Raw genomic sequence first — 16,318 nt, 5'->3', positions numbered from 1 at the left:
GTCCGGTGCCGTAGGGATGTGTTTGCCCGATAAGTGGAGTTAGTCAAATGGCTGTACCGAAAAGAAAAACGACCCCGTCCAAGCGCGGTATGCGCCGTTCCGCAGACGCTCTGAAGGGTTCGACCTACGTTGAAGACAAGAACTCGGGCGAACTGCGCCGTCCGCACCACATCGACCTGAAGACCGGCATGTACCGCGGTCGCCAGGTTCTGACGCCGAAGGAAAGCGCATAATCCGCGTTTCCGGCATCAGCCGAGATCGAGGCCCGGGAAACCGGGCCTTTTCTTTTGCGCCGCTTTCGAGGTGACGTTTTCTTGAGCCGATTCTTCCGTTAAGACGATCGGACGGGCTGGCCGCACCGCACAGCCATAGGAGACCGTCGCGCCATGCTTCTGGCCATACCGCTGCTGATCATTCCCTTCGCCCTCTACAACCTCGCCATGACCGGCCTCTTCGGCAATGGCGGCGTTGCGGTGCTCGACAGCGAGGTGATGGCGGTCAACATGCTGTCCGGCACGACCTGGACCATGGCCTTCGGCGACCTTCTCATCCTGATCGCGCTCGTTCTGCTCTTCGTGGAGATCCTGAAGGCCACGCGGCCGGGCTCGCGGGCCCTCCTCGACCACATGCTCTCGATGGTGCTGTTCGTGGTGTTCCTGGTCGAGTTCCTGCTCGTGCAGGGCGCGGCGACGCAGATCTTCTTCATCCTGATGACCATCTGCTTCATCGACGTCATCGCAGGCTTTGCGGTCTCGATCCGCACGGCGAGCCGCGACCTTTCGATCGGGCTCTGACGGCGCGGGAAGGCCCGCGCCGGTCAAGCTTCGTCAGCCGAGATTGTCGAGCTTGGTCTGGAGCGCGCGAAGCTGCTCCTTGAGCTCGTCGATGTCCTTGGCTTCGGCCTTGCGGGTTTCCTTCTGCGGCGCCGCATTGGCGAAGGGCGAGAACATCTTCATCGCCTGCTGGAACATCTCCGTGTTCCGCCGCACCGTCTCCTCGACGATCTGCATCGGCACCTGCAGGTTCTTGCCGAGCGGCGTGTCGCCGAAGGTCTTGTTGATCTGCTCGCGCATCTGCGCCTGCTGCTCGGTGAAGGCCTGCATGGAGTGCTCGAGATAGCTCGGCACCACCATCTGCATCTGGTCGCCGTAGTAGGAGATGAGCTGGCGCAGGAAGGAGATGGGCAGCAGGGTGTTGCCGGTCTTGGATTCCTGCTCGAAGATGATCTGCGTCAGCACGGAATGGGTGATGTCCTCGCCCGACTTGGCGTCCTGCACGGTGAAGTCCTCGCCCTTCTTCACCATGACCGCAAGATCGTCGAGAGTGACATAGGTGCTCGTGCCGGTGTTGTAGAGGCGGCGGTTCGCATATTTCTTGATGACGATCTGACCGTCGTTCCTGGCCATTAGGGTCTCCTCATCCCCGTATTCCTGTTTCTTTTTTGGTTCCGGCGAGTATCGGCAAAAAGCAGCGCCGTGACAATCGAATTGTGCGATGCGGCGAGCAATGCTGCGCAACATGGATTTTCATGCTGCACCTGCCCCGCATGAAATTTTAGCGGCACCGGATATCCCGTTTGACTCTCCTGTCTCGCTTTGCCAGTTTTGATTTCGGGAGAACCGCCGGGCTCGCGCCGTTCGTGCGCCGGCCCGGTTCCAAGGCCGGCCGCATGGCTGTCAGAACTGAGGAATCATACCATGAGCACCCCGTCCATCGTCATCGCCAGCGCCGCCCGCACCGCGGTCGGTTCCTTCAACGGAGCCTTCGCCAACACGCCCGCCCACGAACTGGGCGCGACCGTGATCTCGGCGGTTCTGGAGCGCGCGGGCGTGGCAGTGGGCGAGGTGAACGAGGTGATCCTCGGCCAGGTGCTGCCGGCCGGCGAAGGCCAGAACCCGGCCCGCCAGGCCGCCATGAAGGCCGGCCTGCCGCAGGAAGCCACCGCCTGGGGCATGAACCAGCTCTGCGGCTCGGGCCTGCGCGCCGTCGCGCTCGGCATGCAGCAGATCGCCACGGGCGATGCGAGCATCATCGTCGCCGGCGGCATGGAATCCATGTCCATGGCGCCGCACTGCGCGCACCTGCGCGGCGGCGTGAAGATGGGCGACTTCAAGATGATCGACACGATGATCAAGGACGGCCTGACGGACGCCTTCTACGGCTATCACATGGGCATCACCGCCGAGAACGTTGCCAAGCAGTGGCAGCTCTCGCGCGACGAGCAGGACACCTTCGCCGTCGCCTCGCAGAACAAGGCCGAGGCCGCCCAGAAGGAGGGCCGCTTCAGGGACGAGATCGTTCCCTTCATCGTCAAGACCCGCAAGGGCGACGTGACGGTCGATGCCGACGAATATATCCGCCACGGCGCGACGCTCGACTCCATGGCCAAGCTGCGCCCGGCCTTCGACAAGGAGGGCACGGTGACGGCGGCGAACGCCTCCGGTCTCAACGACGGCGCGGCCGCCGCCCTTCTCATGAGCGAAGCGGAAGCCTCGCGCCGCGGCATCCAGCCGCTCGCCCGCATCGTCTCCTGGGCGACGGCCGGCGTTGATCCGAAGATCATGGGTACGGGCCCGATCCCGGCCTCCCGCAAGGCGCTCGAAAGGGCCGGCTGGAAGATCGGCGACCTCGACCTCGTCGAGGCCAACGAAGCCTTCGCGGCCCAGGCCTGCGCCGTCAACAAGGATCTCGGCTGGGATCCGTCCATCGTCAACGTCAACGGCGGCGCCATCGCCATCGGTCACCCGATCGGTGCGTCCGGCGCCCGCATCCTCAACACGCTCCTCTTCGAGATGAAGCGCCGCGGCGCCTCGAAGGGCCTTGCCACGCTGTGCATCGGCGGTGGCATGGGCGTGGCGATGTGCGTTGAGCGCATGTAAGCATCCGCTTGCAAGTTGCTTTGCCATGACCCGCCGCCGGCGGGGCGACGGGTCGACTCATAAAACAGCCCAAGGGGAGTGAGCCACATGAGCAGGGTAGCATTGGTTACGGGAGGATCGCGGGGCATCGGCGCAGCCATTTCGGTCGCGCTGAAGGCCGCGGGATACAAGGTGGCTGCGAACTACGCCGGCAACGACGATGCCGCCAACGCCTTCAAGGCGGAAACGGGCATCCCGGTCTACAAATGGGATGTCTCGAGCTACGAATCCTGCGCGGAGGGGATCGCAAGGGTCGAGGCCGACCTCGGCCCGATCGACGTGCTCGTCAACAATGCGGGCATCACCCGCGACGCCATGTTCCACAAGATGACGCCCGACCAGTGGGGTGCCGTCGTCAACACCAACCTCACCGGCCTGTTCAACATGACCCATCCGGTGTGGTCGGGCATGCGCGACCGCAATTTCGGCCGCGTCATCAACATCTCCTCGATTAACGGCCAGAAGGGCCAGATGGGCCAGGCGAACTATTCCGCCGCCAAGGCCGGCGATCTCGGCTTCACCAAGGCGCTGGCGCAGGAGGGCGCGGCCAAGGGCATCACCGTCAACGCCATCTGCCCCGGCTATATCGGCACGGAGATGGTGCGCGCCATCCCCGAAAAGGTGCTGAACGAGCGGATCATCCCGCTCATTCCCGTCGGGCGCCTCGGCGAGCCGGAGGAGATCGCCCGCGTGGTCGTCTTCCTAGCCTCGGACGATGCCGGCTTCATCACCGGCTCGACCATTTCGGCGAATGGCGGCCAGTTCTTCGTCTGACGCCTGCCAAAGCGGAACACGGCGCCTTCGGGCGCCGTTTCCATGTCATTGGGCCAAGGAGGACGTGCGATGAAACAGGAAAAGCTCGGCGAGGCGGCGATTTCCGAGGCGCTGGCATCGCTCGACGGCTGGACGCGCTCGGACGACGGCATCGCCATCGAGAAGCGCTACAAATTCCGCAATTTCCGCGAGGCCTTCGGCTTCATGACCGAGGGGGCGCTGGCGGCGGAGAAGTTCAACCACCATCCCGAATGGTTCAACGTCTATAACCGCGTCGAGGTGCGGCTCACCAACCACGACGCGGGCGGCCTGACGGAGCTCGATTTCAAGCTCGCCTCGGCGATGGAGACTTCGGCCGCGCTTCGCACGAAGAGTTGAAGGGACGTTATCGCATTCCCATATGAATTCCGCCGGACGATTTTCCACCCGTTCGAGGCCGGCATCGCCGCCTGAAGGAGGCCCCGCATGGATGACGTGAAGATCGGTGAAATCCTCCTGCCCGGAGACGAGGCCGAACAGGAGCGCCAGAGCGAGCGCGTCAGGAAGCGGTTCTGGCCGGTTCTCAAGCGCGCGATGCGCTACGTGCCGTTTTCCCGCGATCTCGTCGCATCCTACTATTGCGCCCTCGATCCCCGCACGCCGACGAAGGTGCGCGGCATCCTGCTCGCCGCGCTCGCCTATTTCGTCCTGCCGCTCGACGGCATCCCGGATTTCTTCGTGCTCGTCGGCTTTTCCGACGATATCGCCGTGCTGACGGCGGCCTTCGCGGCGATCCGCGGCCATATCCGCGAGGACCATTATGCCGCCGCCGACAAGGCGCTTGCGGACGAGCCGAACATGCAACCCGCGGGATAGGCGGCTTCATCCGTTCGGGTCAAATTCTTGCCCTATTCCTTGTGCCTTTAGGCACTTCGACGGGTTCTATCTCACCAAATGGGGACTGGGCACGCCCGCTTTCCCGAGGAAGGCAGCGGCGGAGATTCGACGCAATCTTGTCCCGGTGCGGCGCGGATGACCTTCTTAAAATGAGCGTATGTTGACGGTTTGGTAACCTGAATTAAGTCAAAATAAATCAAATCGTCATCATGCGTGGCCGACACCGGTATCGAAGGCTCGGGCTTTCGGCCGGAAATCAATGGCAAGACAACCGGCAGGAAAACATGTTCGTAAGAAAGCTCGCAACCGCACTCGCCCTCGTCCTGACGACCGCAGGCGTTGCCTCGGCCCAGACGCCGACGCGCATTCAGCAGTTCAATGCCTGGGGCGCCTATTCCTACCAGGCAAAGGGCGGCAAGGTCTGCTACGTCCTTTCCGTTCCCAAGGAGAAGAACCCCGCCGGCGTCGACCATGGCGACGTGTTCTTCCTCGTCTCGCAGCGCCCGGGCCAGAACATCAGCTACGAGCCGCAGGCGATGATGGGCTATCCGCTGCAGGAAAACTCCAAGGTCAATGTCGTGATCGACAACCGCACCTTCGTCATGTTCACCAAGGGCAATTCGGCCTGGGTGGAGAACGCCGCCGAGGAGCCGGCGCTCGTCGCGGCCATGAAGGGCGGCAAGTCGATGACGGTGCAGGCCAAGTCGCGCCGCGGCACCGGCACCTCCTATTCCTATTCGCTCTCCGGCATCTCGGCGGCGCTGAAGCAGATCGAGGGCTGCCGCTGATCGCGGCACCTTCTCTCCTTTACGAAGGGCCGGCAGAAATGCCGGCCCTTTGCTTTTGCAGGACAGGTGACTTTCCGCCGGAACAATGCTAAAGGGCCCGCAACTGGGCCTCCGCCGCACCTGTCGGCGCCGAAAGGCCCGCTGAACTTCAGTCGAGCATGGACCGCTTGCGGCGCAGGAAACCTGCGCAGGCGCTTCCTGTTCTTGAGGATGACCCGATGGCAAGCATGGACTTTCTCAACACGGCCGCGCCCGTCAAGGCGCCGGTCGTCCGCAACATCCCGGCCGCCGAAAAGCCGACGCTGATCGGCCTTTCGCGCGAGGAGATGGGCCGCGCGCTCGTCGAAAAGGGCGTCGCCGAGCGACAGGTGAAGATGCGCGTCAGCCAGCTCTGGCACTGGCTCTATGTGCGCGGCGTCTCCGATTTCGACGACATGACGAATGTCTCCAAGGACATGCGCGAGATGCTGAAGACGCATTTCACCATCGCGCGTCCCGAGATCGTCGACGAGCAGATCTCCAGCGACGGCACGCGCAAGTGGCTGCTGCGCTTTCCCGCGCGCGGCGCCGGCCGCCCGGTCGAGATCGAGACGGTCTACATTCCCGAGGAGGGGCGCGGCACGCTCTGCATCTCCAGCCAGGTCGGCTGCACGCTCACCTGTTCCTTCTGCCATACCGGCACGCAGAAGCTGGTGCGCAACCTGACGGCCGAGGAAATCCTCTCGCAGCTTCTGCTTGCCCGCGACCGGCTCGGCGACTTCCCGGACCGCGACACGCCGGCCGGCGCCATCGTGCCGGCGGAAGGCCGCAAGGTCTCCAACATCGTCATGATGGGCATGGGCGAGCCGCTCTACAATTTCGAGAGCGTCAAGACGGCGCTCCTCATCGCCACCGACGGCGACGGCCTGTCGCTCTCCAAGCGGCGCGTCACCCTGTCGACCTCCGGCATTGTGCCGGAAATCTACCGCACCGGCTCGGAGATCGGCGTCATGCTGGCGATCTCGCTGCATGCGGTGCGCGACGAGCTGCGCGACATGCTGGTGCCGATCAACAAGAAGTATCCGCTGAAGGAGCTGCTCGACGCCTGCCGCGCCTATCCGAGCCTGTCGAACGCGCGGCGCATCACCTTCGAATATGTGATGCTGAAGGACGTCAACGACACGCTGGAGGACGCCAAGCTGCTCGTCCAGCTCCTCAAGGGCATTCCGGCGAAGATCAACCTCATCCCCTTCAATCCCTGGCCGGGCACGAATTACCAGTGTTCCGACTGGGAGCAGATCGAGCGCTTTGCCGACTTCATCAACCAGGCCGGCTACGCCTCGCCGATCCGCACCCCGCGCGGCCGCGACATCCTCGCCGCCTGCGGCCAGCTCAAGTCGGAATCCGAGCGCATGCGCAAGGTCGAGCGCATGGCCTTCGAGGCCATGATGATCGTCGGGCACGGCGAGGACGACTGAGGGCTTTCCGTCTTCAGTCCTTTCGGGGATTTTTCTGCAAAAAGAAGCTGCCGCCAGCTTTGCCCCACCCGTCGCGTCATCCTCGGCCCTGAGCCGAGAATCCACTTGACGCCCGCGACATGGATGCTCGTGTCGGGCCCGCGCATGACGAAGGAGAGGGGAGTGGGCATGGCGGTCCGCCCTCGTCTTGGGGCGAAAGGCCGCCCATCAGAAAATATGATCGGCCCAACCGATTCCAAGAATTGATTTGAACGGCCGTTTTGCCTAGAAACGGCCTAAAATCATTCTAGGGAGGACCATTCATGCGCCATATCCTGCTCGCCGCCGCTGCAACGCTCGCGCTTGCGCTGCCCGCCAAGGCCGAAGACGTCACGGTTGCCGTCACCGCCATCGTCGAACATCCCGCGCTCGACGCCGCCCGCGACGGCGTGAAGGAAGCGCTGGAAGCGGCCGGCTATAAGGAAGGCGAGAACCTCAAGTTCATCTACGAGTCGGCGCAGGGCAACCCCGCGACCGCCGCGCAGATCGCCCGCCAGTTCGTCGGCGACAGCCCCAGCGTCATCGTGCCGATCTCCACCCCGTCGGCCCAGGCCGTCGTTTCCGCGACGAAGGACATTCCGGTCGTCTTCACCGCCGTTTCCGACCCGCTCGGCGCGCAGCTCGTCAAGGACATGGACAAGCCGGGCGGCAACGTCACCGGTCTTTCCGACATGTCGCCGGTCGCCGAGCATCTGGCGCTGATCAAGGAAATCCTGCCCGAGGCCAAGACCATCGGCTATCTCTACAATTCGGGCGAGGCGAACTCCGTTTCGCTGCTCGCCGTCCTGAAGGAAGAAGCCGGGAAGGCCGGCCTGACGGTCGTCGAATCCGCCGCCACCAAGTCCGCCGAAGTGCAGGGCGCCGCCCGCGCGCTCGTCGGCCGCGCCGACGCGATCTACATCCCGACGGACAACACGATCATCTCCGCCCTCGAAGGCGCGGTCGCCGTTGCCGTGGAAGCCAAGCTGCCGCTCTTCACCGCCGACACGGATTCCGTCTCGCGCGGCGCCATCGCGGCGCTCGGCTTCAACTACAAGGATGTCGGCCGCCAGACGGGTGAAGTGGTCGTGCGCATCCTCAAGGGCGAAAACCCCGGCGACATCGCCGTGAAGGTTGCCGCCGGCACCGACCTCGTCGTCAACAAGGGCGCCGCCGCCAAGATGAGCGTCACCCTTCCGGAAGCCGTCGTCGGCCGCGCGACCCGCGTGATCGAATAATCCGGGGTTCCCGGAACATCGCCAACCGGAATCAACCGCTGCCGGATCGCCCGGCAGCGGTTGATCTGTTAGAAAGACCCATCCGCGCGAGGCGGAAGGGGAACAAGGAAAGCCGAGAGCCGTGAGCCTGATTGCCTTCTGGGGTGCCGTCGAACTGGGGCTGGTCTATGCCTTCGTCGCGATCGGCGTTTACCTTGCCTTCCGCGTGCTGGATTTTCCGGACCTCACCGTGGACGGGTCGTTTCCGCTGGGCGCGGCCGTCACGGCCGTGCTGATCATCGCCGGCCTCAACCCCTGGCTCGCCGCCGCCGTCGCCATGGTAGCGGGCGCGGTCGCCGGCCTCGTGACGGCCATGCTGAACGTGCGCTTCCGCATCCTCAACCTGCTCGCCTCGATCCTCACCATGATCGCGCTCTTCTCGGTGAACCTGCGCGTCATGGGCAAGCCGAATGTCGCGCTCATCAATGCCGACACGATGATCAGCCCCTTCTTCGGCCTCGGCCTCAGGGACTTCTACGTGCGGCCGCTCTTCGTCGGCATCCTCGTCGTCGTCGCCGTCATCGTCGTCTGGCGGTTCCTCGAAAGCGATGCCGGCCTTTCGATGCGCGCGACAGGGGCGAATGCCCGCATGGCCCGCGCGCAGGGCGTCAATACCAACAAGCAGATCTATCTCGGCATCGCGCTTTCCAACGCGCTGGTCGCCCTCGGCGGTGCGCTCTTCGCGCAGACCAACGGCTTTGCCGACGTGACGTCCGGCGTCGGCACCATCGTCGTCGGCCTTGCCGCCGTCATCATCGGCGAGACGCTGTTCGGCGCACGCGGCATCCTGATGGCGCTGATCGGCTGCGTCATCGGCTCGATCCTCTACCGCATCGCCATCCAGCTCGCGCTCTCCTCTGACGTGCTCGGCCTTCAGGCCTCGGACCTCAATTTCGTGACGGCCCTGCTCGTCACCGTGGCGCTCGTGCTGCCGCGCCTTCGCCGCGGGGGAGCCGCCTGATGATCTCCGTTTCCGATATCAAGGTCGTCTTCGGCAAGGGCACGCCGCTGCAAAAGCAGGCGCTGAACGGCGTCAGCCTCACCATCGACCAAGGCCAGTTCGTCACCGTCATCGGCTCGAACGGCGCCGGCAAGTCGACGCTGCTCGGGGTTCTCGCCGGCGACGTCATCGCCAGCGAGGGGCAGGTGAAGATCGGCACCACCGACGTCACCCGCCAGGGCACCGCCGCGCGAGCCGGCCGCGTCGCGCGCGTCTTCCAGGACCCGCTGACCGGCAGCTGCGGCGCGCTCTCCATCGAGGAGAACCTTGCGCTCGCCGCCCGGCGCGGCGAACGGCGCGGGCTTGCCGCGGCGCTCGGGCCGCAGCGCCGCGCGCATTTCCGCGAGCGCATCGCCGAGCTCAATCTCGGGCTCGAGAACCGCATGCGCGACCGGATGGACCTTCTGTCCGGCGGCCAGCGGCAGGCGGTCTCGCTCGTCATGGCGACGCTCGCCGGCTCCGACGTGCTGCTGCTCGACGAACACACTGCCGCGCTCGACCCGGGCATGGCCGAGTTCATCATGACCCTCACCCAGAAGATCGTCTCCGAGCGCAAGCTGACGACGCTGATGGTGACCCATTCGATGCGCCAGGCGCTCGACTACGGCCACCGCACCGTCATGCTGCATGGTGGCGAGATCGTGCTCGACGTCGCCGGCGACAACCGCAAGAACCTCGAGGTCGAGGACCTGATCGCCATGTTCCGCAAGATGCGCGGCCAGACGCTCGACGACGATGCCCTGCTGATCGGCTGACCCGGGGGTTAGCGCGCCTGCGTGAGGAAGATCTTGACGGCGAAGACCGAGAAGACACCCGCGAAGGTGTAGTCGAGGCCGCGCAGCGCCTTCGGGTTCCGCTGCAGCCAGCCGGCGAGCCGGTCGGCGGCAAGGATCACCGCGACGTTGACGGGTATGCCGACGGCGATGAAGAACAGGCCGAGGAAGACCAGCTTGCCCGTGACATGGGGATCGCCGGCGCTGACGAACTGCGGCAGGAAGGTCACGAAGAAGATGACGACCTTCGGATTGAGCAGGTTCACCCAGAAGCCGGTGGAGATGCTGGCGAGCGCCGTGCCGCGCGGGCCGCTGGCCGCCTTGATCGTCAGGCTGGTGCCGTGGCGGATCGCCTGTATGGCAAGCCACAGCAGATAGGCCGCGCCGCCGCTCTTCAGGATGGTGAAGGTCGTCGGCGAGGCGGCGATGAGGGCCGAGATGCCGAAGGCGACGAGCAGCGTGTGCACGAGGATGCCGAGGCAGGTGCCGAGCACCACGTAGAGCGCCGGGCCGCGGCCCTGCGACAGGGCGCGGCTGATCGAGAGCGTCATATCCGGCCCGGGCGTGGCGGCCAGAAGCAGCGTCGCCGCCGCGAAGGTGATGAGCGTCGCAAGCGCGGGCACGAAGTCCATGGCGATCCTCTGAAGGGCGGAAAGAGGCGACTCTTATCCGCCTTTCGGAAAATTGCCAGCCGAAACGCTCTCAGGGACGTTCGGCGAAGGCCTTGAACGTCTCCGCGTAATCCGGATGCCAGCGCGAGAGCGGCGGGCGGTTCTCGATGATGTCGCCCATCGCCCAGGCCATGCGGCGCTCGTCGAGGGCGCGGGCGACATCGTTGTCCGGGCAGAGGATGTAGAAGTCGCCGCGCGCAAGGCTTTCCAGCATGAAGTCGACGGTCTGGGCCGGCGTCCAGGCGGCGTCGGGCTTTTCCGTGCGCTCGCCCTGCGTCAGGGCGGTGAAGACGAAGCCGGGGATCAGCAGATGAGCGGAGATCCTCGCGCCCGCCGTGTTGCGCAGTTCGTGCTGGAGGGCTTCGGTGAAGACCTTCACGCCGGCTTTCGAGACATTGTAGGCCGGATTGCCGGGCGGCGTGGTGATGCCCTGCTTGGAGCCGGTATTGACGATGAGGCCGGGCTCGCCATGGGCCAGCATGTTCGGGCCGAAGACCTGCGTGCCGTGAATGACGCCCATCAGGTTGACCGCGAGGATATGGTCCCAGTTGGCCTCGGCGCTGAAGATGGAGGTGTCCGGCTGGATGCCGGCATTGTTCATCAGCACATGCACGCGGCCGAAGCGCTGGAGAACGGCGCGTTCCAGCGCTTCCAGCTCGTGGCGGTGGGCGACGTCGGTCTCGACGGCCATGATGTTCGCCTCGCCGGCGATGGCTTCGAGTTCGGCGCGCGCCTCGCCGAGCCGGTCGGCGTTGCGGTCGGCCAGCGCCACGCACATGCCGGCCTCGGCGAAGCGCCTTGCGGCGGCAAGCCCGATGCCGGAGGCGCCGCCGGTGATGACGGCGACATTGGCGGGTTTGATGATATCCTCGATGGTCGTCATGGGATCGTCCCCTTCCATGGTCCACTTTCCCCGAATATGGGGAGGCGCGCGGCGCCGTCAAACCCGCTTTGCGTCACGATGCGCCGGGCCTTGCCCTTGCGCCGCGCGCCAATCTCGCTAAAAGTGCCGCGACACCGGGCTTTCGCGGGTTTGCTGCGGCCCTTCATGCAACGGACCTCATCATCATGGCATCACATAAAGACGTGAAGAAAGTCGTGCTCGCCTATTCCGGCGGCCTCGATACCTCGATCATCCTGAAGTGGCTTCAGACGGAACTCGGCGCGGAAGTCGTGACCTTCACGGCCGACCTCGGCCAGGGCGAGGAGCTGGAACCGGCCCGCAGGAAGGCCGAGATGCTCGGCATCAAGGAGATCTTCATCGAGGACGTGCGCGAGGAATTCGTGCGCGATTTCGTCTTCCCGATGTTCCGCGCCAATGCGGTCTATGAGGGCGTCTACCTGCTCGGCACTTCCATCGCCCGCCCGCTGATCTCCAAGCACCTCATCGAGATCGCCGCCAAGACCGGCGCCGACGCCATCGCGCATGGCGCGACCGGCAAGGGCAACGACCAGGTCCGCTTCGAGCTTTCCGCCTATGCGCTGAACCCCGACATCAAGATCATCGCGCCGTGGCGCGACTGGTCGTTCAAGAGCCGCACGCATCTGCTCGAATTCGCCGAGCAGCACCAGATTCCGGTCGCCAAGGACAAGAAGGGCGAAGCGCCGTTCTCGGTCGACGCGAACCTCCTGCACTCCTCCTCCGAGGGCAAGGTGCTGGAAGACCCGGCCGTCGAGGCCCCGGAATACGTGCATATGCGCACCATCTCGCCGGAAACGGCGCCCGACAAGGCGACCGTCATCAAGGTCGGCTTCGAGCGGGGCGATGCCGTCTCGATCAACGGCGTGCGCATGTCGCCGGCGACGATCCTGGCGACGCTCAACAACTATGGCCGCGACAACGGCATCGGCCGCCTCGACCTCGTGGAAAACCGCTTCGTCGGCATGAAGTCGCGCGGTGTCTACGAGACGCCCGGCGGCACGATCCTGCTCGCCGCGCACCGCGCCATCGAATCGATCACGCTCGACCGCGGCGCCGCGCATCTCAAGGACGAGCTGATGCCGCGCTATGCGGAGCTCATCTATTACGGCTTCTGGTTCTCGCCGGAGCGCGAGATGCTGCAGGCCGCGATCGACCGGAGCCAGGAGCATGTCGAGGGTGAAGTGACGCTGAAGCTCTACAAGGGCAATGTCATGGTCACCGGCCGCGAATCGCCGAAGTCGCTCTATTCCGACAAGCTGGTCACCTTCGAGGACGACCAGGGCGCCTACGACCAGAAGGACGCCGCCGGCTTCATCAAGCTGAACGCATTGCGCCTGCGCACGCTCGCCGCCCGCAACAAGCGCGGCTGAGCGGTCTCGCATCGCGGATGATAAGCCCGCTGCCGGGAACGGCGGCGGGTTTTTCGTTTGGAATGGGCCGCGCTAGCGGAGCGCCTGCCTTGCGAGGGAAAGGGCGGCGCCGTCTTCCTCGAGGGCCGAGAGGTTGGCGCGCAGGTGCTTCATGCGCTCATGCATCAGCGAAAGGTCGTCCTCGCCGATGCCGCCCGTCACCAGTCGCATCAGTTCGAGCTGCTCGACGCGGATGCGGGCGATGACCTCGGCGGCGGCCGGCGTCGTGTGGATCAGCTTGGCGCGGCGGTCGGCCGGGTCGGCCCGGCGCTCGATGAAGCCGAGGCTCTGGAGGCGGTCGAGATAGGTGGAGAGCGTCATCGGCTCGATGCCCATCTGCTGGGCGATCTCGAGCTGGCGGCTGCCTTCCAGCGTGGCGATGCGCACGAGCGTGCGGGCCTCGCCCGGCGTGAGGCCGAGGCCGGCGGTGGCGATGCGGCGCTCGAAGGCGCTACGCAGCATGCGGGCAACGTCGATAAGGACGAAACCGAGGGCATCGGGATCGGGGCGCGTGGACATGATGACTTTCTGGCTATTGTAAGTTTTCCTTACTGGCTGGCGGGGGAATGGACAACCGCCGAGCTGCGGCGGCAATGCATGGCTGCCCTGCGCGGCGAAAAAACGCCCGCCGACCCACCTTGACGAAAGCCGCGCGGCAGACTGGAATGCCTGAAATTCGAGGGGATTCCCAATGACCGGTTCCATGCTATTCGGCGCCTTCATGGCTGCCCTGCTCTACGTGCTCATCCCCGGGCCGGCGTTTCTCGCTCTGCTCGGCATCGGCGCGGGGCAGGGGCGCAAGGCAGGCGCGCTCTTCCTCGGCGGCCATCTTGCCGGCGACATGGTCTGGTCGAGCCTCGCGCTCGTCGCCATCGTCGGGGCGAAGACCATCGGCACCACGGTCTTCGACGTGCTCGGGCTGTTCTGCGGCTTCTATCTCGCCTGGCTCGGCTGGTCGGCGCTGCGGGCGAGCCGGCGCTCGGATGGCGCGTCCATGCTGGCGGTCGAGCGGCCGCTGCGCCGCGGCCTGATCTTCGGCCTCACCAATCCCAAGGGCTATCCCGTGGCGCTCGCGACCTTCACGGCGCTGCTCGCCAGCTCCTCGAACGCGCTGGACTTCCAGGCGCTGCCGCTGCTCCTCAGCGCCTCGCTGGTCGGCTTCCTGCTGGCGGACGGGGTTCTCGTCGTGATCATCGGCGCCAGCCTGGTGCGCCGGTTCTACCGCCGCCACGAGCTTGCCATCGTGCGCATGTCGGGCCTTCTCTTCATGGGCTTTGCCGTGCAGGCCATCTGGCATGCCGCGCCCGGCCTTCTCGGCTGGCGCAAGCCCTAGCCGGCGGCCGGAAAGCGGATCGCCACGCGAAGGCCGCGGCCGGCTCGGCCGCTCTCCAGCGTCATCGCCGCGTCGAACAGCGCGGCGATCTCCTCGACGATCGGCAGGCCGAGCCCCATGCCGGGCGCATCGCGATGCTCGCCGCGCGCGAACCGCTGGCGCGCGAGCGTGCGGCGCCCCGGCGGAATGCCGGGGCCGTTGTCCTCGACCGTGAGGCGCACCGCATCCCTTTCCTGCCGCACGCTCACCGTCACCTCCGCGCCGCGGCCGGCATAGGCGATGGCGTTCTCCACGAGGTTGCGTAGCAATTCGCCGAAGAGCAGCGGCTCGACGCGGGCGAAGGCCGGGCCGTCGCCTTCGTAGCCGAGGTCGATGCCGGCCTCTGCCGCGGCAGGCACGCGGTCGGCGGTGAGCTGCTGGGCGAGCGCGGCGATGTCGATGGCGGCGAGTTTCTGCGGCTCGTTGGAGCCGGCGGCGTCGATCTTCGCCATCAGCAGGAGCTGGGCGAGGATGCGCTCGGCATGGGCGACGGCGGCATCGCCCTTGCGTGCGGCCTCCTGCGCCTCCTCCAGCGTCGCCGCCCGGCCCGCCAGCGCGAGCTGGGTGCGGATGATGGCGAGCGGCGTGCGGAGCTGGTGGCTGGCATTGCCGGAGAAGTGGCGCAGCGCATCCAGCGCCGATTGCAGGCGCACCATGAAGGAATTGACCGTGTCGACGAGGCCCTGCACCTCGCTCGGCGCACGCTGCTCGATGGGGTGCAGGTCGTTCGGGCTGCGTTCGGCGATGGCGTCGCCGAGCCTGTAGAGCGGGCGCAGCGAGACGGTGACGGCGATCCAGACGATGGCGGCCGCGCCGGCGATCATCATGGCAAGGCGCAGCGCCGAGCGCAGGAGGATCGTCTGCGTCAACTGGCGGCGGGCGATGGTGGTTTCGGCGACGGTCACGGCGAAGGGCACGGAATTGATGCCGGTGGAGGCGGAGCGCTGGAGCACGGCGATGCGGATCGGCTCGCCGCGGAAGGTCGCATCCGCAAAACCGATCGACCGGCCGCCCATCTCGGCGATGGTCGGTAGGGTCTGGTAGCCGGTGATGAAGCGGCCGGGCGGGCCGTCGACACGGTAGAAGACGCGGTCCTGCGCGGCCGAGGTCAGCATTTCCAGCGCGACATAGGGGATGTCGACCTCCAGCGCGCCGTTTTCCGTCACCACGACGCGCTCGGCGATGGCGAGCGCCGAGCCGGCCAGCACGCGGTCGGAAACGTTGTTCGCCGTCGTCACCGCCTCGTTATAGGTGTCGACGAGGGCGACGACGCCGATCACGGCCGTCGAGACGAGCAGCCAGAGGAGGAGGCGGCGGCGGAGCGAGGCGGCGGGAAGGAGCGTCAAGCGGCCGCCGCCTTGTCGAGATAGTAGCCGATGCCGCGGGCGGTGCGCACGGTGAGGCCGTGCGGGGCGAGGCGCTTCCTGAGCCGGCTGACATATTGTTCGATGGCATTGGCCGACAGGTCGTCGTCGAAGGCGGCGAGCGATTGCATGATGGCTTCCTTGGCGACCACCTTGCCGGCGCGCATGAAGAGGATTTCGAGGAGGCCGAGCTCGCGGGCGGGAATGTCGAGCGGCACGCCCTCGGCCGAGAAGGTGCGGGAATTGAGGTCGAGCGCGATGCCGCCGAAGGCGATGGCGGAGGAGCGCAGCCCCGCCTGCCGGCGCAGCAGCATGCGCACGCGCGCCTCGAATTCGGAGATGTCGAAAGGCTTGATCATGTAGTCGTCGGCGCCGAGATCGAGGCCGCGCACCCGCTCTTCCGGCGCGCCGCGCGCCGTCAGGATCAGGACGGCCGCCTTGCTGGAGCGGGCGCGCATGGCGCGCAGCACGTCGAGCCCGTCCATTTCCGGCAGCGTCAGGTCGAGGATGACGAGGTCGAAATTCTCCGAGGCGATGGCTGCGTCGGCCGAGGCGCCGTCGCGCACCACGTCCACGGCATGGCCGGTGCCCTTGAGGATGGCGGAAAGGCCGTCCGCGAGGGCTTCGTTGTCCTCGACCAGTAGAATGCGCACGTCTTCGTCCTCCCACGGCGAATTTAGCGGCGGCGGGCGCTCTTGT

At 65.9% G+C, this 16,318-nt stretch carries 19 protein-coding genes; 13 read left to right on the top strand and 6 right to left on the bottom strand.

Annotation, left to right across the window (positions count from 1 at the left end; translation table 11 throughout):
• The first annotated feature begins 47 nt into the window (after positions 1-47).
• Both rpmF and ACZ1A1_RS14690 read left to right on the top strand, forming a co-directional pair.
• Positions 48-233, top strand: a complete 186-nt coding sequence (gene rpmF / locus ACZ1A1_RS14695; protein ID WP_119257782.1) for a 50S ribosomal protein L32 — start codon at positions 48-50, stop codon at positions 231-233.
• A 153-nt stretch (positions 234-386) separates the two neighbouring features.
• Positions 387-794, top strand: coding sequence for a hypothetical protein (locus ACZ1A1_RS14690; protein ID WP_119259039.1), 408 nt, complete (start codon positions 387-389; stop codon positions 792-794).
• A 33-nt stretch (positions 795-827) separates the two neighbouring features.
• Here the strand turns inward: ACZ1A1_RS14690 and phaR are convergent, their stop codons facing one another.
• The gene (phaR, locus tag ACZ1A1_RS14685; protein WP_313194765.1) at positions 828-1,406 is read right to left on the bottom strand and encodes a polyhydroxyalkanoate synthesis repressor PhaR; all 579 of its coding nucleotides are present in this window, start codon (positions 1,404-1,406) and stop codon (positions 828-830) included.
• A gap of 291 nt (positions 1,407-1,697) precedes the next feature.
• On the opposite strand from phaR, the gene ACZ1A1_RS14680 reads away from it, so the two are divergent.
• The 9 genes from ACZ1A1_RS14680 to ACZ1A1_RS14640 all read left to right on the top strand — a co-directional run bounded on the left by ACZ1A1_RS14680 (position 1,698) and on the right by ACZ1A1_RS14640 (position 9,863).
• Positions 1,698-2,879, top strand: a complete 1,182-nt coding sequence (locus ACZ1A1_RS14680; protein WP_463620481.1) for an acetyl-CoA C-acetyltransferase — start codon at positions 1,698-1,700, stop codon at positions 2,877-2,879.
• An 87-nt stretch (positions 2,880-2,966) separates the two neighbouring features.
• Positions 2,967-3,692: a beta-ketoacyl-ACP reductase gene (gene phbB, locus ACZ1A1_RS14675; RefSeq protein ID WP_313194763.1), complete on the top strand. Its 726-nt coding sequence runs from the start codon at positions 2,967-2,969 to the stop codon at positions 3,690-3,692.
• A gap of 69 nt (positions 3,693-3,761) precedes the next feature.
• The gene (locus ACZ1A1_RS14670; protein ID WP_463620480.1) at positions 3,762-4,070 is read left to right on the top strand and encodes a 4a-hydroxytetrahydrobiopterin dehydratase; all 309 of its coding nucleotides are present in this window, start codon (positions 3,762-3,764) and stop codon (positions 4,068-4,070) included.
• An 87-nt stretch (positions 4,071-4,157) separates the two neighbouring features.
• Complete coding sequence (locus tag ACZ1A1_RS14665) at positions 4,158-4,547, top strand: YkvA family protein (RefSeq protein WP_463620479.1); 390 nt, start codon at positions 4,158-4,160, stop codon at positions 4,545-4,547.
• Between the two features lie 305 nt (positions 4,548-4,852).
• Positions 4,853-5,356, top strand: a complete 504-nt coding sequence (locus ACZ1A1_RS14660) for an invasion associated locus B family protein (protein ID WP_415215411.1) — start codon at positions 4,853-4,855, stop codon at positions 5,354-5,356.
• A gap of 227 nt (positions 5,357-5,583) precedes the next feature.
• Positions 5,584-6,813, top strand: coding sequence for a dual-specificity RNA methyltransferase RlmN (rlmN, locus tag ACZ1A1_RS14655; protein ID WP_463620637.1), 1,230 nt, complete (start codon positions 5,584-5,586; stop codon positions 6,811-6,813).
• 302 nt (positions 6,814-7,115) lie between these two features.
• Positions 7,116-8,069: an ABC transporter substrate-binding protein gene (locus ACZ1A1_RS14650; protein WP_463620478.1), complete on the top strand. Its 954-nt coding sequence runs from the start codon at positions 7,116-7,118 to the stop codon at positions 8,067-8,069.
• Between the two features lie 121 nt (positions 8,070-8,190).
• Entirely contained in the window at positions 8,191-9,069 is an 879-nt protein-coding gene (locus tag ACZ1A1_RS14645; RefSeq protein ID WP_203316757.1) for an ABC transporter permease, read from the top strand.
• Complete coding sequence (locus ACZ1A1_RS14640; RefSeq protein WP_463620477.1) at positions 9,069-9,863, top strand: ABC transporter ATP-binding protein; 795 nt, start codon at positions 9,069-9,071, stop codon at positions 9,861-9,863. The genes ACZ1A1_RS14645 and ACZ1A1_RS14640 overlap by 1 nt, the downstream gene beginning before the upstream one ends.
• 8 nt (positions 9,864-9,871) lie before the next feature.
• Here ACZ1A1_RS14640 and ACZ1A1_RS14635 read toward each other — a convergent pair whose 3' ends face one another.
• Both ACZ1A1_RS14635 and ACZ1A1_RS14630 read right to left on the bottom strand, forming a co-directional pair.
• Positions 9,872-10,513 carry a LysE family translocator gene (locus ACZ1A1_RS14635; protein ID WP_463620476.1) on the bottom strand — a complete coding sequence of 214 codons (642 nt, stop codon included), beginning with the start codon at positions 10,511-10,513 and terminating at the stop codon, positions 9,872-9,874.
• 70 nt (positions 10,514-10,583) lie between these two features.
• Positions 10,584-11,435 (bottom strand): SDR family NAD(P)-dependent oxidoreductase, encoded by an 852-nt coding sequence (locus ACZ1A1_RS14630; RefSeq protein WP_463620475.1) that lies wholly within the window; start codon positions 11,433-11,435, stop codon positions 10,584-10,586.
• 185 nt (positions 11,436-11,620) lie between these two features.
• On the opposite strand from ACZ1A1_RS14630, the gene ACZ1A1_RS14625 reads away from it, so the two are divergent.
• A complete protein-coding gene (locus tag ACZ1A1_RS14625; RefSeq protein WP_203316753.1) occupies positions 11,621-12,844 on the top strand; it encodes an argininosuccinate synthase in 1,224 nt (407 codons plus the stop codon).
• Positions 12,845-12,916: 72 nt separating this feature from the next.
• Here the strand turns inward: ACZ1A1_RS14625 and ACZ1A1_RS14620 are convergent, their stop codons facing one another.
• A complete protein-coding gene (locus tag ACZ1A1_RS14620; protein WP_313194753.1) occupies positions 12,917-13,402 on the bottom strand; it encodes a MarR family winged helix-turn-helix transcriptional regulator in 486 nt (161 codons plus the stop codon).
• Between the two features lie 172 nt (positions 13,403-13,574).
• Between ACZ1A1_RS14620 and ACZ1A1_RS14615 the strand changes: the two genes are divergently transcribed.
• Complete coding sequence (locus ACZ1A1_RS14615; RefSeq protein WP_313194752.1) at positions 13,575-14,216, top strand: LysE family translocator; 642 nt, start codon at positions 13,575-13,577, stop codon at positions 14,214-14,216.
• Here the strand turns inward: ACZ1A1_RS14615 and ACZ1A1_RS14610 are convergent.
• Entirely contained in the window at positions 14,213-15,601 is a 1,389-nt protein-coding gene (locus tag ACZ1A1_RS14610; RefSeq protein WP_463620474.1) for a sensor histidine kinase, read from the bottom strand. The genes ACZ1A1_RS14615 and ACZ1A1_RS14610 overlap by 4 nt on opposite strands.
• Positions 15,598-16,272 (bottom strand): response regulator, encoded by a 675-nt coding sequence (locus tag ACZ1A1_RS14605; protein ID WP_234187436.1) that lies wholly within the window; start codon positions 16,270-16,272, stop codon positions 15,598-15,600. The genes ACZ1A1_RS14610 and ACZ1A1_RS14605 overlap by 4 nt, the downstream gene beginning before the upstream one ends.
• Positions 16,273-16,318 lie beyond the last annotated feature (46 nt).

Source organism: Shinella sp. R2-11 (genome assembly GCF_055330205.1).
This window is presented reverse-complemented; position numbering and strand designations above follow the sequence as displayed.

Coding starts and splice junctions, on each gene's coding strand:
- rpmF (WP_119257782.1), top strand. CDS start 48: ATGGCTGTACCGAAAAGAAAAACGACCCCGTCCAAGCGCGGTATGCGC.
- ACZ1A1_RS14690 (WP_119259039.1), top strand. CDS start 387: ATGCTTCTGGCCATACCGCTGCTGATCATTCCCTTCGCCCTCTACAAC.
- phaR (WP_313194765.1), bottom strand. CDS start 1,406: ATGGCCAGGAACGACGGTCAGATCGTCATCAAGAAATATGCGAACCGC.
- ACZ1A1_RS14680 (WP_463620481.1), top strand. CDS start 1,698: ATGAGCACCCCGTCCATCGTCATCGCCAGCGCCGCCCGCACCGCGGTC.
- phbB (WP_313194763.1), top strand. CDS start 2,967: ATGAGCAGGGTAGCATTGGTTACGGGAGGATCGCGGGGCATCGGCGCA.
- ACZ1A1_RS14670 (WP_463620480.1), top strand. CDS start 3,762: ATGAAACAGGAAAAGCTCGGCGAGGCGGCGATTTCCGAGGCGCTGGCA.
- ACZ1A1_RS14665 (WP_463620479.1), top strand. CDS start 4,158: ATGGATGACGTGAAGATCGGTGAAATCCTCCTGCCCGGAGACGAGGCC.
- ACZ1A1_RS14660 (WP_415215411.1), top strand. CDS start 4,853: ATGTTCGTAAGAAAGCTCGCAACCGCACTCGCCCTCGTCCTGACGACC.
- rlmN (WP_463620637.1), top strand. CDS start 5,584: ATGGACTTTCTCAACACGGCCGCGCCCGTCAAGGCGCCGGTCGTCCGC.
- ACZ1A1_RS14650 (WP_463620478.1), top strand. CDS start 7,116: ATGCGCCATATCCTGCTCGCCGCCGCTGCAACGCTCGCGCTTGCGCTG.
- ACZ1A1_RS14640 (WP_463620477.1), top strand. CDS start 9,069: ATGATCTCCGTTTCCGATATCAAGGTCGTCTTCGGCAAGGGCACGCCG.
- ACZ1A1_RS14635 (WP_463620476.1), bottom strand. CDS start 10,513: ATGGACTTCGTGCCCGCGCTTGCGACGCTCATCACCTTCGCGGCGGCG.
- ACZ1A1_RS14630 (WP_463620475.1), bottom strand. CDS start 11,435: ATGACGACCATCGAGGATATCATCAAACCCGCCAATGTCGCCGTCATC.
- ACZ1A1_RS14625 (WP_203316753.1), top strand. CDS start 11,621: ATGGCATCACATAAAGACGTGAAGAAAGTCGTGCTCGCCTATTCCGGC.
- ACZ1A1_RS14620 (WP_313194753.1), bottom strand. CDS start 13,402: ATGTCCACGCGCCCCGATCCCGATGCCCTCGGTTTCGTCCTTATCGAC.
- ACZ1A1_RS14615 (WP_313194752.1), top strand. CDS start 13,575: ATGACCGGTTCCATGCTATTCGGCGCCTTCATGGCTGCCCTGCTCTAC.